This window comes from Arthrobacter sp. CMU6 (assembly GCF_059090205.1).
The window spans coordinates 1-14,864 of record NZ_JBNHFL010000032.1 but is presented as its reverse complement, the minus strand read 5'-3'; the positions used below and the strand labels follow the sequence as shown (position 1 = coordinate 14,864).

Genomic DNA, 14,864 nt, shown 5'->3' with positions numbered 1-14,864 from the left:
AAGAATCCGAATGGAGCAACATGCTTACCGCAGACGAGACCCAGGACAAGGAACGCCCTCTCCGCGAGGCCGTCCGGGACACGCTTCGCACCAGGATTTTCGAGGGGCATTACGTTCCCGGCACCCGGCTGGTGGAACGCGACCTGGCAGCCGAGTTCAATGTTTCCCGGCTTCCCGTCCGGGAGGCGCTGCGGATGCTCCGCCAGGAAGGGCTCATCAGTGACCGCGGGGCCCGGGGCGCGGAAGTCAGCACCCTCAGCGCAAAGGACGTCGAGGACCTCTTCGATGTCCGGCAGTCGCTGGAGGTGCTGGCCTGCCGCCTCGCAGCCACCCGCGCCACGGCCGAGGACCTCCGCCGCCTGAAAGGGCTCTTGGACGAGGCCGACAGACACCTCGCCAAGGGCGCCGTCATGGAGGCCCACCGTGCCAACAGCGAATTCCACGACGCGATCACCGCCATCGCCGACAACAACTTTCTCAAGTCCGCCCTTGAACCGCTGCAGGGCCGCATGCACTGGCTGTTCCGCCACGTCAGCGACCTGCCGGAACTGATCCAGGAACACCGGGAACTCTACGACGCCATCGCCAGCGGGGACCCCGACCGGGCAGCCGCGCAGTCGGCGTCACACATCGGCAAATACCGTGAACAGTTCCCCGACGACTTCCAGAAAACAGAACCCGCCCTTCACCGGAAGAAAAAATGAAACTCCTTGTCATCAACCCCAACATCAGCGATGACGTCACTGCCCTGATCGAGTCCGAGGCCCGGCGTTCCGCCTCCCCCGGCACCAGTCTGGTGGTCCGCACGGCCGGCCACGGGGTGGAGTACATCGAAACCCGCTTTGAGTCGCTCATCGCGGCGGGGGCCGTCGCCGAAATCATCGCCGAACACACCCCCACAGGCGGCGGCGCCGATTCCATCGACGGCGATCCCATCGATGCCGTCGTGGTGGCGGCTTTCGGGGATCCGGGGATGCCGGCCCTGAAGGAACTGGCCGACGTACCGGTCATCGGCATCACCGAGGCCGCCCTCTGCGCCGCCGCGCTGCAGGGGCACCGGTTCTCCATCATCGCCATCTCGGACCGGATCCGGCCGTGGTACCGGGACTGCGTGGAACACTTCGGCCTCGGCGGACGGCTGGCGTCCATCCGCTCCATCAACGAAACCCTGAACGGCATCGGCTCCGTGCAGCAGGACTTCAAGGAAACCCTCCTGGCACTCAGCCGGCAGGCCGTCGCAGAGGACGGGGCCGACGTCGTCATCCTCGCCGGCGCGCCCCTCGCGGGGCTGGCCCGCGAACTCCGCGGGCAGATCCCGGTGCCGGTGGTGGACGGCATCTCCGCCGGCATCCGGATGGCCGAGGCCATCGTGGAACTGCAGTCCGGCCTGCACCGGGCCGGCGCGTTCGCCCCGCCACCGCTGAAGGCCCGCCGGGGCCTGTCCGAAATTCTCAACGCCGCCCTGGCGGCCGCCCAGGCGGCAGAAAACGCCGCGGCTCCCACGCACAACTAATCCCATCAGCTTTCCAGTCAGGAGGACAACGATGTCCCGCATCCCCCAACTCGTCATCGCCAACGGCACCGTAGTCAACAGTTTTGGCCGCCGGTCCGCCCACATCGTGGTGGTGGACGGCAGGATCAGCCAGCTCGTCGACGCCACGGAACCCGCACCCGAAGCCGAACGCACCATCGACGCCACCGGCCAGCTGGTGATCCCCGGCGGCGTGGACGGACACTGCCACGTGGCGCAGGTGACCGGCCGGTTCCGCACCCTGGACGACTACCGGACCACCTCTACCGCTGCCCTGTGGGGCGGCACCACCACCATCATCGACTTCGGCATCCCCCGTGACGCCCGCGAAACCCCGCTGGCGGCCGTGCTCAACAAGAAGAAACTGTCGCAGGAGTCCCGCTGCGACGTGGCACTGCACGGGTCCGTGATCAGCTGGGACGAGACCGTGCCGTGGCAGCTCGAACAGCTCGCCGCCGAGGGCGTCCGCTCCGTGAAGATGTACACCACCAACCGCGGAACCACCATGGCGGACGGCGACACCATCCTGAAGGTGATGCGCGAAATGGTCCGGCTGGACGGCCTCACCTACATCCACGCCGAACACGACCCCATCATCGCGGACTGCACGGCGCAGCACGCCGACGACGGCAGGATCGGCATCGGGCACCTGCACCGCACGCGCCCCGAACTTGCCGAGGAAATCTCTGTCAGGGAGACCCTGGCCATGGCCGAGTACACGAAGGCCCCGGTGTACTTTGTCCACCAGTCCACGCCCGGGGCGGTAGACCTGGTCACCGAGGCCCGCGCCGACGGCCAGCAGGCTTACTCGGAAACGTGCCCGCACTACCTCACGCTCGATGACACCGTATACGGCTCGGCCTTCCCGGAGTGGTATGCCTGCTGCCCGCCGATGCGCAGCCCCGAAACGGTCGCGGCCCTCAAAGAACGGCTGGCCGGCGGCGCCATCCACACCGTCTCCTCGGACCATTCCTGCTACGACCTGACCCAGAAGCGGGAACGCACCGACGACGTCCGCGCCATGCCGCACGGGCTCCCGGGCGTGGAAACCCGTATGCCCGTCACGTTCACGGCGATGGCTGAAGCCGGCAGCAGCGTGGAGGACTTCGTGGAGGTCTTCTCCGCCGGACCGGCGCGCATCAACGCCCTGCCCGGCAAGGGCTCCATCGCCGAGGGCTTCGACGCCGACCTCGTGCTCTTCGATCCCGCCGAACACAGGACGGTGGACGGCGGCGCGCTGCACATGGGAACCGACTTCTCGCCTTTCGACGGCCGCTCGCTGGCCGGCTGGCCCGCCGTCGTGGTTTCCGTCGGCCGCGTGGTGCTGGACCGGGAGGGCTTCCACGATCCCGGCGCCGTGGGCCGCTTCATTTCCCGGAACGGGTTCCGGGAACACCTTGCCTCCGCCGACCTGTCCGCCGCGACCCTCTAGGAGCACCCGTTGAACCGCCAGACTTCACCTGACCGTCCGACCCCGGCTGTACGCCCCACCCGGATCGGCATGATCGTGCCGTCCTCCAACACGTGCCTGGAACCGCAGAGCTACCGCATCCTGGGCGACCGCACCGACGTCACCATCCACTTCACCCGGATCCCGGTCACCCGGATCGCGCTGGACGATTCATCGGACAGGCAGTTCGACCCCGCCGTCATGCGCGAGGCCGCCAGGCTGCTGGCGACGGCGGACGTGGACGTGATTGCCTGGAACGGCACCTCCGGATCGTGGCTGGGGTCCGCGCACGACCGCGACCTCGTCCTTGAAATTACCGACGCCACCGGCATCCCCGCCACGAGCTCCACGCTCGCGTACCTTGAAGCGTTCCGGTCCTTCGGCACCGAGCGGATCGGGCTGTTCACGCCGTACACGGAGGACGTCAACGAGGCCATCATCAAGTCCTACGAGCGGGACGGCATCAAGACCGTCAGCCACCGCTGCCTGGGCCTGAGCGACAACGAATCCTTCGGCCGGGTCACCGACGATGAAATGCGTCCCGGTTCCCTGGAGCTCGCGGCCGACGCTCCGGATGCGCTGATCTACCTGTGCACCAACCTGTACGGCGCCAACATCGCTGCAGAGATCGAGGCGGGGACGGGCGTCCCGGTGCTGGATTCGGTTGCCGTGACGCTGTGGCACTGCCTGAAACTTGCCGGCTCCCCCTTGCTCGCACCAAGGTGGGGCCGGCTCCTCGGGGACTGACGCGCCTGTCCAGATAGGACAGGTCCGGGCACCCCAGGCCCGGGGCGCTCTCCCTCCGGAAGGGATCTAACCCGGATCGGGTCTACATCCGGATCTTGAGCGCCCCGGGTTCCACCCAGATGGACAGCTGCCTGACGGGGCCCACGTGGTCACCGTCGAGCTGGAACTCCTCCTGATGGTCCAAAGCGACCTCGACCCTCTTGCCCTGGAAATACTCGGCGGATTCCTTCTGGTTCTTCTTCCGCCCGAAGATGCCCGCCGCGACGCCCAGCCAGCCGAAACGCCCGCGGGGGGCGAGGATCAGCAGGTCCAGGACGCCGTCGTCGACCTTCGCCTCCGGAAATATCTCGATGCCGCCCATGATCCTGCCGCAGTTGCCGGCCATGACACTGCGGATTCGGCGCTTGACCGGGTGCTTGCCGTCCACCTTGATGGTGGCCCGGACCGGCTTACCCGGGAGCTTGCGGATCCCGGCTTCGACGTAGGCGAGCCAGCCCATTCGGTCCTTCAGCGCGTCCACCGTGTCCGCCATGATCGCGGCGTCGTAGCCGACGCCGGCCATCACCAGGAAGACATTCTCGTCGTCGGACCCGTCAAAGGTGCTTCTGGCGACGTCGATGGTGCGGTCGGTGCCGTTCAGAACGTCGTAGGCGGCGGAGACCGGGTCCGAGATGTCCACGCCCATGTTGCGGGCCAGCAGGTTTCCCGTTCCCAGCGGCACCAGCCCCATCGGCGTTTCGGTGCCGGCCAGCACCTCGGCAACGCACCGCACCGTACCGTCGCCTCCGGCGGCAATGACGACGTCGACCCCCGCTTCCAGTGCCTCGCGGGCCTGGCCCACGCCCGGGTCTTCAACCGTGGTTTCCAGCCACAGCGGCTCGGCCCAGCCCTGCGTGTCGCACAGCCGGACCAGCGAGGCGCGGAGGTCCGCGCCAACAGCCTTGGCGGGATTGACGATCACGGCGGCCCGTGGCGGCGATGAAGCATTTTGGGCTGTCATGGTGTCCTTCGGCTGCTGCGGGCGGGCCCGAAAGCCCCGGAACTCAAATCGTAACCGTGTTCCCGGGATATGGGCACGAACCTCAGCCCGCCTTCTTCAGGCCGCCGTCGTCCTGATGGCGCGGTGACGGTCCAGGACCGACGCCCCTGCACTGACCAGGATGAGTGCGGCGGCAAGGAACAGCGGAAGCTGCGGCTCCCCTGTGATGACGACGCCGGCCGCGGCTGTTCCGGCGGACCCGGCGGCAATTTTGAGGGCACCAACCCAAACGAACACTTGGCCACGGACCTGCGGCGGGGCAAACTCGCTGCGGGCGGCGAGGGTTGCCGCGAAGAAGTACGAGTTCGTGACCCCGGCGGCTGCGTATGCCGCGACGGCAGGCGCGAAGGAGCCGGACAGGGCCGCGACGGCCAGCGCCGCGGCGACGAATCCCGCGAGGCGCGTCACCAGCCGGTCGGCGTCGCCCCGCAGCGGACGGCACATCACTCCGGCCGAACCGGCCAGGCCGCCCAGCCCGTACGCGGCCGTCAGAACACCGGCGGCTGCCGGTTGTACTTGGAACATGGCGGTGGAGGCGACGGCCGCGATGGGCAGCGCCGCAACGGCGAACGCCACCGTGATGGTCAAGTACAGCATCCTCCGAAGGCGGCCCGTGTCAGCCATGAGCCTCAGGGTCTGGGCCGGTCCAGGAACCTCGGCTGCCACTGCTGCGGGAGGAGCATAGGGCAGCAACCGGACGACGGCGGCTGAAACGAAGGTGGCCGCCGCCAGGATCAGCGCGGCCGCAGTGGGCCCGGCCCAGGCCGAGACAGCGGCCACGACGCTCGGGCCGATGGTCCCGCCGATTCCGTAGGTGGCCACATCCCAGCCCTGGGCACGGCGCTGGCTGGCCTGGTCCGGGCGGGCGATCGCCGGAAGGCGGCTGCTGATGCCGCCGGTCAGCAGCGGCCCGACCAGCCCCGACAGCACCAGCAGAATACCCGTCACCGCGGGCCACGTCAGCGGATACAGCAGCACCGCGGCCGCCAGGGTAGCGCCATGGACGACGCATGCCCCAGCAATCAGGACGCGGCCGTCGCGGCAGGAATCCAGGCGCCGTGCCATCAGCGGCCCCAGCAGGTGCGGGGCCGTGATGCAGGCACCGAGCAGGCCGGCCAGCCAGCCCGGCGCCCCGCTTGCTGTGACCATGAGTACGATCGCAACTACGGCTCCGCCGTCCGCCGTGCGTGCCAGCGTCGCCGCCACAACGTAGCGGCCCAATCCTCCGGCCCGGGCCGGGGCCTGTTTCGTCGGCGCTGCCTGATCCGCCTGTCCGTCCTGCTCCGCCCGTGCTTCTTGCTCCACCCGTGCTTCCTGCTCCGCCGTACCGCGGTCGAGGCTGCCCATGCCGTACCTGCTCAGGCGCCCAGGCCGCTGAGCCGCAGGGCTTCCTCGACCCGGCTGCGGCCCTCACCGTCCAGGCTTTTCAGTGGGCGGGGCAGGGAGGGCACCTCCGCGAAGCCCAGCACTTCGGCCATCGTGGCAGCGACCCGCAGGCTCCCGTACGCGCGGAAGAGCTCCCACACGGGCTCCAGCGCGGCAGATGCTTCCAGCGCCAGATCGCCCTGGCCGGACGGTTGGCGGGCCTGGGCAAGATCTACGATCACCCTGGCGGCTTTGGGAAACAGCCCGGCGATGACCGAATACCAAACCTCGCAACCGGCGAGCAGTGCCTCTGCTGCGGACCAGTCACCGCTGATGCCCAGGGTGACGCCCCCAGGAACTGCCGCCCGCAGCCGGGCGATGCGGCCGCGGGCCTGCCCCGGCGAAGGGGGCGGGAACTTGATCGACGCAATGCCGGGAAGTTCAGCGATCCGGCCGTGGAGTTCATCCGAGAAGGTGAACCCCGTGGTGGCCGGGTTGTCGTAGACGGCGATCGGCAGATCGGATGCGGACGAAACCTCGCGGTAGAGGCCGTAGACCTCTTCTTCGGTCAACCGCTGATACGACACCGGCGCCAACAGCAGGCCCGAGGCGCCCGCAGCCTGGGCATCGTCGACGCAGTCCAGCACGTCACGGGTGCGCAGGGCACCGACACCTGCCACCACGGGAGTCCCCTGCGCGGCTTCAACGGCCGCCTCCACCACCTGGCGGCGTTCCTCGCGCAGCAGATAAGTGTAAATGCCCGTCGAGCCCAGCACACCGATGGAGTCCGCTCCCGCGTCGGCGCACCGGGCGACCAGCCGCACCAGTGCGGCTTCGTGGACGCTCTCCCCAGCGAGCGGAGTCAGGGGAAACGCACAAAGGCCTTCAAACATGGAAGGTGTCCTCTCTTCAGGTCAGTTTTGGTTTCTCCCTTCATGCTCACAGCCGGATTGGTCCTAGCATAGATCCAAGAATCCACGATTCAGGAGGACCAAATCGAAGCCGAACTGCCGCTGGTCCTTGACCACCAGAGCCGCGTTCCGCTCGCCGCCCAACTGGTGGGCCGGCTGCGGGAAGCCATCCTGGACGGGACCCTGCGGCCGGAGCACACGCTCCCGGCGTCGCGGCGCCTTGCCGCCGGACTGGGCGTCTCCCGCGGAGTGGTGGTCCGCGCCTACGAGCAGCTTGCTGGCGAGGGGTACCTGGAAAGCCGGGGTTCCGGCGGTACCCGTGTGGCGGTACGCTCCGACGGCCGCGGCATGGCGTTCGAAGGCACCCAGGCGGCATCAGGCATGGAGCAAACCGCAACGATCGACCTCACACCCGGACGGCCGTCCGGCGCCCCGTTCCGTGACCGCGACTGGCGGGCCGCCTGGCGGAATGCCGTGGCCGAGCCGGTGGAGGTTGAGCTTCCGGCCGCCCTTGGCACCCCGGCCCTTCGCGCTGCCGTGGCCGATCACCTCGCCGCGTCCCGCGGGCTGACGGTGAGTGCTGACGACGTCGTCATCACCGCGGGCACCAGTGACGCCCTGCAGCTGATCGTCGCAGCACTCCGCTGCCCGGCCGGCCCGCCTCGCGTCCTGATGGAGGACCCCGGCTATCCCACGGCCAGGCGCGTGCTTTCCGCGGCCGGGGCCACAGTGGCAACCCTTCCGGTTTCCGACGACGGGCTGGAAGCGGCACAGCTTGCGGCCCCCGGCCCCCATCCTGACGCCATTCTGGTGACGCCCAGCCACCAGTACCCCCTGGGCGGCCGGATGCCGGTGAAGGAACGGATGGCTCTGCTGGCCTGGGCCGAAGCCAACCGCGTGATCATCCTGGAGGACGACTACGACAGCGAGTTCCGGCACCGCAGGATGCCCCTGCCTGCCCTTGCCTCGCTGCCCTCCGCGGCCGAAGTCGTTTTGGTGGGCACCTTCTCCAAGTCGCTGAGCCCGTGGCTGCGATGCGGGTACCTCGTGGTGCGCGGCACGTCAGGGCAACGCCTCAAGAACGCGCGGCTTGACCTCGGCACGCCCGTTCCCGGAGTGATGCAGTCTGCCTTGGCGAACTACATTGCCGGCGGAGGCCTCGCGCGGCACATCGCCCGGGCACGGCGCCAGTACGCCCACCGCCGTGAACTGCTGCTCGACCGCCTCGGTGGCCGGACAGACGTACAGCTAGCGGCCCTGGACGGCGGCCTGCACGCCGTCATCCGGCTCCAGGCTAATGTTCCTGCCGAGCGCCTGGCCGGGGAAGCGCTGGGGCTGGGGGTCCGGGTGGTGACTCTGGCAAGCTATTTTGCAGAACGGACGCCGGAGAACGGCCTGGTCATCGGGTATGGCGCGCCAACCGATCTGCAGCTGGCCCGGGCGCTGGACATCATCGCCGGGCTACTGGATCGAATCGGCGGCGGCCCGCCTTAGCTGTTGCGAGCGTCAGTGTCCGGTCGCGAGGACGACGGCCAGAGTGAGCATGAGCAGGGCGACACCGCCGTCGAGGAAGCGCCACGACACCGGCCGCGCGAAAAAGCCGCTGAGTCGGCGTGCCCCGTAGCCGACGAGGGGAAACCAGAGTGCGCTGCCGGCGGCTGCCCCTGCCCCGAACAGCCACTTGCCTGGTTCGCCGTGGGTGTTGGCCAGCGAGCCCAGCAGCACCAGCGTGTCGAGGTAGACGTGGGGATTGAGCCAGGTGATGGCGGCGGCGGTGAGCACAGCTGACCAGACGGTTCCGCGGCCGGGGGAATCAACCGCTTTGAGCGCCCCGGGCCGCACTGCCCGCCGCGCGGCGAAAACCCCGTACGCGAGAAGGAATGCGACGCCGAACCACCGCACGACGGCGAGGAGCACCGGTGCGCCTTGGATGAGCGCGCCGATCCCGGCGACCCCGGCCAGGATCAGGACAGCATCGCTGGCGAGGCACACCAGGACCACCGGAAGTACGGCCTCGCGCTTGAGGCCCTGGCGCAGGACAAATGCGTTCTGCGCTCCGATGGCGACGATGAGGCTGAGGCCAGCTCCGAGGCCGGTCAGAAAGGAAAGCATTCTTCGAAGGTACGAGCCGGAAATCTGAAAAGCAATTCACTTTTTCTATAGTTCCATTAGAATATCTTCATGGAACTGGATCAGCTCAGGGCGCTTGCCGCCGTCGTCGACCACGAGACCTTCGACGCCGCTGCGGGGGAACTGCGGCTCACCCCCTCAGCCGTGAGCCAGCGGATCAAGGCACTCGAACGCTCCGTGGGAAGCGTTCTGGTGCGGCGCCTCAAGCCGGTCCGGCCTACGCCGGCGGGCGAGCAGCTGCTCCGTTCCGCGCGGCAGCTCCTGCTCCTCGCCGACGAGGCGGTCCTTGCCCTGCGGGGGACGGGGCGCGCGGAGGGGGACGACGGCGGGCAGCCTCATGCCGAACGGCTGCGGGTTCCCATCGTGGCCAACGCGGACTCCATCGCCACCTGGCTGCCGGCGGCCTACCGGGAAATTGCGCGCGGCGGCCGCGTTGCCCTTGAGTTGCTGCGCGACGACGAGCACGCCACGGCCGACCTCCTGCGGTCGGGCGATGCCGTTGGCGCCATCACCGCGGATCCCCGGCCGGTGCAGGGATGCACCATCCGGCCGCTGGGCACCATGGTGTACCGGGCCAAGGCGTCGCGCGAGTTCGTGGCCCGCTGGTTCCCCGACGGCCCCACCCCGGAGGCCCTCGCCGCAGCGCCCGTCATGCAGTACGACCGGAAGGACACCCACCAGCTCGCTGTCCTCGCCCGCATCGCGCCGGACGCCACACCCCCGCAGCTCTTCATTCCTGATTCAGTCCAGTACGTCGAATCGGTCCACGCGGGCCTTGGCTGGGGCATGGTGCCGGACCAGCAGGACCCGGAACACTCTCTCGTGGAGCTCGACCCCTCGTGGAGCGAGGACCTTGGGCTCTACTGGCAGGTGTGGACGCTGGAGTCACCGGGCCTTGAAGAGGTGACTGACGCCGTCGTCCGCGCCGCCCAAACACTGCCGCCGCACCCAAATTAGGCACTGCGGCCCGCGGTGCTGCGAAAGCCGCCAAACGCAGCAGCGGCGGGTGCCGATGCACCCGCCGCTGCTGTGTGGAGTTTTCCCGTTGTTACGCGTTCACCCGCACGTAGGTGGAGCCGGTGAGCCAGGAGGCCGGGTGCACGATGGTCTCGTTGACACCGTTCATGCCGCTGCTGATGGCCTGACCGCCGCCGATGTAGACACCGACGTGTCCGGCGCTGATCATCAGGTCGCCGGGCTGAGGGGCGGAAACCGGAGTGCCGTACTGGTGGAACTGCGCAGGCGCGAGATCGCCGACGGACTTGCCGACGGACCGCAGAGCCTGTTCCACCAGGATGGTGCAGTCCTGGGTGGCACCGAGCTGCGCCCGGGCCGAAGCCACAATGGCTGCACCCACGCCGCTGGCTGCCGGAGCGGCTGATGCTGCCGGCGTGATCGACGCGGAGGCGTTGTAGATTCCCATGCCGGTCGGCGCGGCAGGAGCTGCCGGCGCGGCGGGTGCTGCCGGAGCCGCAGGTACCGCGGGAGCTGCGGCTGCGCCCGGCCCCGGGATGAAGATCTGGTCGCCGGGGTAAATAACCGAAGCCAGGGACAGGCCGTTCTCTGCGAGAAGTGCATCGAGGCTGACACCGTGGCGTGCTGCGATGGCACCAAGGGTGTCGCCGGGCTCGACGGTGTGCGAGGCACCGGCAACAGCCGGGGCCGGGACTGCCGGTGCGGCAGGGGCAGCGATCGCCTGGCTGGCGACGGACTGGGCGGTAGCGGCCGGACCAGCCGGCGTCTCGGGTGCGTAGGCACCTGCGTGGGCGGGTGCCCCGGCGCCGAAGAGGAGACCGGAAGCGACGGCGGCGGCAGCCGCCGGCTTGGCAACCGACGCAGCGTTGGACTTCAGGGAATACGACAGGCCCTGCAGGGCGATGGACGTCGTGGGGGTAGCGCGATGGCGCGCGGATGTGGACTTACGTGACATGGTGGATTGCCTCTCCCATGCCTGCGGGGTGAGCTGTCGGGTTCGGATGGGAGTCACCCGGTCCTGCCCGCCAAATAGGCGCAGCGCTGGACTTAACCCCAAGGCCTTGACGCGCAAGGCCGGTACTAAGGTGGTTCCCCCGTCCCTGCCTGTCGGTTATAGCGAACGGATCCCGGTCAGCGGCAGGGCTCGGCATTCTGCCCGGGAATGCCCTGATTGGAACCAAGGCACCGGCCGAGGTTATCGCATCCACGCACCAAAGTCACATTTAGGTAACGGCACCGTTCCTGAAAAGTGCAGGAAAGGGGTGCAGAGCCAGCACCCTACAGGGCCTTCACCGCGCCAAGCACCTTCGTCAGGGACTCCTTCGCGTCGCCGAACAGCAGCGTGGTCTGGGGCTCAAACATGAGGTCGTTCTCAATCCCGGCGAACCCGGGCCGCATGGAGCGTTTGAGGAACACCACCTGACGCGCGTCCGCCACCTCGAGGATCGGCATCCCGTAGATGGGCGAACCGGCGGTGGTCTTGGCGGCGGGGTTGACGACGTCGTTCGCGCCCACCACCAACGCGACGTCGGCGGTGCGGAACTCGGAGTTGATCTCGCCCATTTCCTTGAGCGATTCGTAGGGCACATTGGCCTCGGCGAGGAGTACGTTCATGTGCCCCGGCATGCGTCCCGCCACGGGGTGGATGGCGAAGTCCACCCGGATTCCCCGGGATTCCAGGGCCTGGGCCAGCTCTGCCGCTGTGTGCTGTCCCTGCGCGACGGCCAGCCCGTAGCCCGGCACGATGATCACCCGCTGCGCGTAGCCCAGCAGCACTGCCACGTCCTCAGGGCTGGACGAACGGACCGGACGGTCGCTCACGGCGGTGGATCCCGCCGTCGAACCTCCCTTGAACGCGCCGAACAGGATGCCGGCCACGCTGCGGCCCATGGCCGCGGCCATCGCCCGGGTGAGGATGGTGCCTGACGCCCCCACCAGCGTGCCCGCCACCACCAGCAGCACGTTGCCCAGCACCAGCCCGGATGCGGCAACGGCGAGGCCGGTGAACGCGTTGAGCAGCGATATGACGATCGGCACGTCGGCGCCGCCCACCGGCAGCACCAGCAGCACGCCTGCCACCAGGCCCAGCAGCAGGAGCAGCAGCGCCAGGACGAGCGAGCCGCCCATCACAACGGCGGCCGCCGCACCGACGGCTGCCAGCAGTACCGCCCCCATGAGCACCGGCAGGCCGGGAAACACCACGGGCCGGGTGGTCATGAGCTCCTGCAGCTTCGCGAACGTCACGGCTGAGCCGGCGAAGGACACCGCCCCCACCAGCAGGGTGAAAACGACGGCGACGCGCACCCAGGCATTCTCCGCATGCGGCAGTTCCAGCAGCGCCACGAGGCCGGCGGCGCCGCCGCCCACCCCGTTGAAGAGGGCGACGAGCTGGGGCATCTGGGTCATCTTGACGCGCCGGGCCACGGGGGCGGCCACACCGGAACCGACGGCGATGGCGCCGAGGATCAGGGGAACGTTGTCCAGCCGGGTTGAGAAAAAGACCGTCACGACGGCGACCAGCGCACCGAAGGCGCCGATGAGGTTGCCGCGGCGGGCAGTTCGCGGGGAATTCAGGCCCTTCAGCGCCAGGATGAAGAAGACGGCGGCCGCGAGGTAGAGCAGGGCGGTGACGTTGGGGTCGAGGAGGGTCACCGCGTGGCCTCCGTATTCTCCGGGGTCTCACTCTGCGGGACGCTCTGCCCTGGAGCTCCCGTCACCGGCTTGACCGGCCTCTCCGGCTTGCGGCCGCGGAACATCTCAAGCATGCGGTCCGTCACGACGAAGCCGCCCACCAGGTTCGCCGTCGCAAGAACCACCGCCAACAGCGCCACCGCAAGGACCCAGGGGTGCGTCGCCTGGCCGGCGACGATGATGGCGCCCACCAGGATGATCCCGTGGATCGCATTCGCGCCGGACATCAGCGGCGTGTGCAGCGTGCTGGAGACCTTCGACACCACTTCGAAGCCGACAAACACCGCAAGCACTGTGATCGTCAGCAGGCTGATGCCGTCCATCAGACCACCCCTTCGTTTTCCGACGCCTTCACCGGGTCATTCGCCATCTGGTCTGCAAGGTCGCTGTCTGCCTCATTGGCAGCATCTTCCTCTGTGCCGCCCGGCGCGTTGTCCTGCCCGCCGTCTGGCGCGCCCTCCTGTGCGCTGCCCGGCGCGTCGTTTCCGGCGAGCGCCGCGAGTGCGTCGGCTGTTGGCGGGTGCCGCACCACGCCGTCGTGCGTCAGGCAGGCACCAGCTATTACGTCGTCGTCGAAATCCGGGGCCACCGTCCCGTCCCGCGTCATCAGGGCGAGCAGGTTGGCCACGTTCTTCGCGTAGAGCCGGGAGGCGTCAGTGGGCATGGCGGACGGCGCGTCCTTGAGGCCGACGACGGTGACGGTCCCCTTGCCGTCGGCGGTGGGGACATGGATGTCCCGGCCGGGGACGGACCCCTCGACGTTGCCGCCTGACTCCGCGGCGAGGTCGACGACGACCGATCCGGGGCGCATCCCCTGCACCATCTCCCGGGTCACCAGGAGCGGGGCATGCCGGCCGGGAACCGCCGCCGTCGTGATCAGCACGTCGGCATCGGCGACGTGCGGAGCCAGCAGCTGGCGCTGCAGGGCGCCTCGGTCGGCGCTGAGCTCACGGGCGTACCCGCCGGCCGCCTCGGCCGTCTCCAGGTCCAGTTTGATGAAGGTGCCGCCCATGGACGTGACTTCCTCGGCGGAGGAGGGCCGGATGTCGTTGGCGGAGACGCGGGCGCCGAGCCGCTTCGCCGTTCCGATCGCCTGCAGCCCGGCTACGCCGACGCCGAGCACCAGCACCCGCGCGGGCGGGACAGTTCCAGCAGCTGTCATGTACAGCGGGAAGAAGCGGGGCAGGCGGATGGCAGCTTCGAGGACGCAGCGGTAGCCGGCTACAAGGGCCTGCGATGAGAGGGCGTCCATGGACTGGGCCCGGGAGATGCGCGGCACGAGTTCCAGCGCGAAGGACGTGACCCCGCGTTCGGCGAGTGCCCTGACGGTGGCGAGTTCGGACGAGGGCGAGGCCAGACCCACGGTGACGGCGCCCGGCTTCAGGGCTGTCGCCGTCGGGAGTTCCAGCGGGCGGACGTGGGCGAGGATATCCAGCCCGGCGGGATCGAGGTCGTCGACGATGCGGGCGCCTGCCTGGCGGTATTCATCGTCGGCATGCCCGGCGGAGACGCCGGCCCGGGATTCGACCAGCACCTCCAGGCCCAGTCCGGCCAGCTGCTTTACGGTTTCCGGCGTCGCAGCGACCCGCCGTTCGCCTTCCCGGCGCTCCCGCGCTATGCCCAGCTTCACCCGCCACGTCCTTCCAACGGGTGCAGCGGCGCTTCTGCTCCCTCGGTTCCCTTTCGGGCGGTTCACGGAGCGGCGCTGCTGCACGTAGTTGGCTAGAGTCTATGGCCCAAGACCGCGTGGCGGGAGGGTGACCCGTCGAGTTCGCTTCGATGGCTCGGACTGCCCCTTTAGAACGTCGCCTAGAACGTCGCCGAAAAACTTTGGGATTGGTCGCCGGCAGCAGCTAATAATGTCAGACCCCCAAACCAGAATGGGATCATGAAAGCCGTTGGGGGATCCACCGCACACCGGTCCGTAGGGCCCGGTGCCGGCGGGCTGGTGTCTGTGGGTGCCAACGCGCTTCAGAGTCTTCCTTCCGGATTGGATGCGGTTGACCGCAGCCTTGCTCTGTTGAC

14 protein-coding genes and 1 riboswitch are annotated in these 14,864 nt (G+C 68.8%); of the genes, 6 read left to right on the top strand and 8 right to left on the bottom strand.

Going from position 1 to position 14,864, the window contains the following annotated elements:
* The first annotated feature begins 20 nt into the window (after window positions 1-20).
* From AC5RWD_RS19200 to AC5RWD_RS19185, 4 genes are all read left to right on the top strand, one after another.
* Window positions 21-704, top strand: coding sequence for a GntR family transcriptional regulator (locus tag AC5RWD_RS19200; protein WP_494021537.1), 684 nt, complete (start codon window positions 21-23; stop codon window positions 702-704).
* On the top strand, window positions 701-1,513 hold the full coding sequence (locus AC5RWD_RS19195) for an aspartate/glutamate racemase family protein (RefSeq protein WP_494021536.1): 813 nt from the start codon (window positions 701-703) through the stop codon (window positions 1,511-1,513). The genes AC5RWD_RS19200 and AC5RWD_RS19195 overlap by 4 nt, the downstream gene beginning before the upstream one ends.
* A 31-nt stretch (window positions 1,514-1,544) precedes the next feature.
* Complete coding sequence (locus tag AC5RWD_RS19190) at window positions 1,545-2,963, top strand: amidohydrolase family protein (RefSeq protein ID WP_494021535.1); 1,419 nt, start codon at window positions 1,545-1,547, stop codon at window positions 2,961-2,963.
* A gap of 69 nt (window positions 2,964-3,032) precedes the next feature.
* Window positions 3,033-3,728: a maleate cis-trans isomerase family protein gene (locus tag AC5RWD_RS19185; protein WP_494021577.1), complete on the top strand. Its 696-nt coding sequence runs from the start codon at window positions 3,033-3,035 to the stop codon at window positions 3,726-3,728.
* 82 nt (window positions 3,729-3,810) lie between these two features.
* On the opposite strand, the gene AC5RWD_RS19180 is transcribed toward AC5RWD_RS19185, so the two are convergent.
* From AC5RWD_RS19180 to AC5RWD_RS19170, 3 genes are all read right to left on the bottom strand, one after another.
* Window positions 3,811-4,728, bottom strand: a complete 918-nt coding sequence (locus AC5RWD_RS19180) for a diacylglycerol/lipid kinase family protein (RefSeq protein WP_494021534.1) — start codon at window positions 4,726-4,728, stop codon at window positions 3,811-3,813.
* 96 nt (window positions 4,729-4,824) lie between these two features.
* Window positions 4,825-6,114, bottom strand: a complete 1,290-nt coding sequence (locus AC5RWD_RS19175; protein ID WP_494021533.1) for an MFS transporter — start codon at window positions 6,112-6,114, stop codon at window positions 4,825-4,827.
* A gap of 11 nt (window positions 6,115-6,125) precedes the next feature.
* Window positions 6,126-7,025, bottom strand: coding sequence for a dihydrodipicolinate synthase family protein (locus tag AC5RWD_RS19170; RefSeq protein WP_494021532.1), 900 nt, complete (start codon window positions 7,023-7,025; stop codon window positions 6,126-6,128).
* 72 nt (window positions 7,026-7,097) lie between these two features.
* On the opposite strand from AC5RWD_RS19170, the gene pdxR reads away from it, so the two are divergent.
* Window positions 7,098-8,537 (top strand): MocR-like pyridoxine biosynthesis transcription factor PdxR, encoded by a 1,440-nt coding sequence (gene pdxR / locus AC5RWD_RS19165; protein WP_494021576.1) that lies wholly within the window; start codon window positions 7,098-7,100, stop codon window positions 8,535-8,537.
* Window positions 8,538-8,549: 12 nt separating this feature from the next.
* Here pdxR and AC5RWD_RS19160 read toward each other — a convergent pair whose 3' ends face one another.
* Window positions 8,550-9,155, bottom strand: coding sequence for a LysE/ArgO family amino acid transporter (locus AC5RWD_RS19160; RefSeq protein WP_494021531.1), 606 nt, complete (start codon window positions 9,153-9,155; stop codon window positions 8,550-8,552).
* A gap of 69 nt (window positions 9,156-9,224) precedes the next feature.
* On the opposite strand from AC5RWD_RS19160, the gene AC5RWD_RS19155 reads away from it, so the two are divergent.
* Window positions 9,225-10,130: an ArgP/LysG family DNA-binding transcriptional regulator gene (locus AC5RWD_RS19155; RefSeq protein ID WP_494021530.1), complete on the top strand. Its 906-nt coding sequence runs from the start codon at window positions 9,225-9,227 to the stop codon at window positions 10,128-10,130.
* Window positions 10,131-10,221: 91 nt separating this feature from the next.
* Here the strand turns inward: AC5RWD_RS19155 and AC5RWD_RS19150 are convergent, their stop codons facing one another.
* From AC5RWD_RS19150 to AC5RWD_RS19135, 4 genes are all read right to left on the bottom strand, one after another.
* A complete protein-coding gene (locus AC5RWD_RS19150; protein WP_494021529.1) occupies window positions 10,222-11,103 on the bottom strand; it encodes a C40 family peptidase in 882 nt (293 codons plus the stop codon).
* 3 nt (window positions 11,104-11,106) lie between these two features.
* A riboswitch (cyclic di-AMP (ydaO/yuaA leader) is annotated at window positions 11,107-11,277 on the bottom strand.
* Between the two features lie 149 nt (window positions 11,278-11,426).
* Entirely contained in the window at window positions 11,427-12,800 is a 1,374-nt protein-coding gene (locus tag AC5RWD_RS19145; protein WP_494021528.1) for an NAD(P)(+) transhydrogenase (Re/Si-specific) subunit beta, read from the bottom strand.
* A complete protein-coding gene (locus AC5RWD_RS19140; protein ID WP_494021527.1) occupies window positions 12,797-13,162 on the bottom strand; it encodes an NAD(P) transhydrogenase subunit alpha part 2 in 366 nt (121 codons plus the stop codon). The genes AC5RWD_RS19145 and AC5RWD_RS19140 overlap by 4 nt, the downstream gene beginning before the upstream one ends.
* Window positions 13,162-14,469, bottom strand: a complete 1,308-nt coding sequence (locus tag AC5RWD_RS19135; protein WP_494021526.1) for a Re/Si-specific NAD(P)(+) transhydrogenase subunit alpha — start codon at window positions 14,467-14,469, stop codon at window positions 13,162-13,164. Before AC5RWD_RS19135 ends, AC5RWD_RS19140 begins: the two co-directional genes overlap by 1 nt.
* Window positions 14,470-14,864 lie beyond the last annotated feature (395 nt).

Coding starts and splice junctions, on each gene's coding strand:
- AC5RWD_RS19200 (WP_494021537.1), top strand. CDS start 21: ATGCTTACCGCAGACGAGACCCAGGACAAGGAACGCCCTCTCCGCGAG.
- AC5RWD_RS19195 (WP_494021536.1), top strand. CDS start 701: ATGAAACTCCTTGTCATCAACCCCAACATCAGCGATGACGTCACTGCC.
- AC5RWD_RS19190 (WP_494021535.1), top strand. CDS start 1,545: ATGTCCCGCATCCCCCAACTCGTCATCGCCAACGGCACCGTAGTCAAC.
- AC5RWD_RS19185 (WP_494021577.1), top strand. CDS start 3,033: ATGATCGTGCCGTCCTCCAACACGTGCCTGGAACCGCAGAGCTACCGC.
- AC5RWD_RS19180 (WP_494021534.1), bottom strand. CDS start 4,728: ATGACAGCCCAAAATGCTTCATCGCCGCCACGGGCCGCCGTGATCGTC.
- AC5RWD_RS19175 (WP_494021533.1), bottom strand. CDS start 6,114: ATGGGCAGCCTCGACCGCGGTACGGCGGAGCAGGAAGCACGGGTGGAG.
- AC5RWD_RS19170 (WP_494021532.1), bottom strand. CDS start 7,025: ATGTTTGAAGGCCTTTGTGCGTTTCCCCTGACTCCGCTCGCTGGGGAG.
- AC5RWD_RS19160 (WP_494021531.1), bottom strand. CDS start 9,155: ATGCTTTCCTTTCTGACCGGCCTCGGAGCTGGCCTCAGCCTCATCGTC.
- AC5RWD_RS19155 (WP_494021530.1), top strand. CDS start 9,225: ATGGAACTGGATCAGCTCAGGGCGCTTGCCGCCGTCGTCGACCACGAG.
- AC5RWD_RS19150 (WP_494021529.1), bottom strand. CDS start 11,103: ATGTCACGTAAGTCCACATCCGCGCGCCATCGCGCTACCCCCACGACG.
- AC5RWD_RS19140 (WP_494021527.1), bottom strand. CDS start 13,162: ATGGACGGCATCAGCCTGCTGACGATCACAGTGCTTGCGGTGTTTGTC.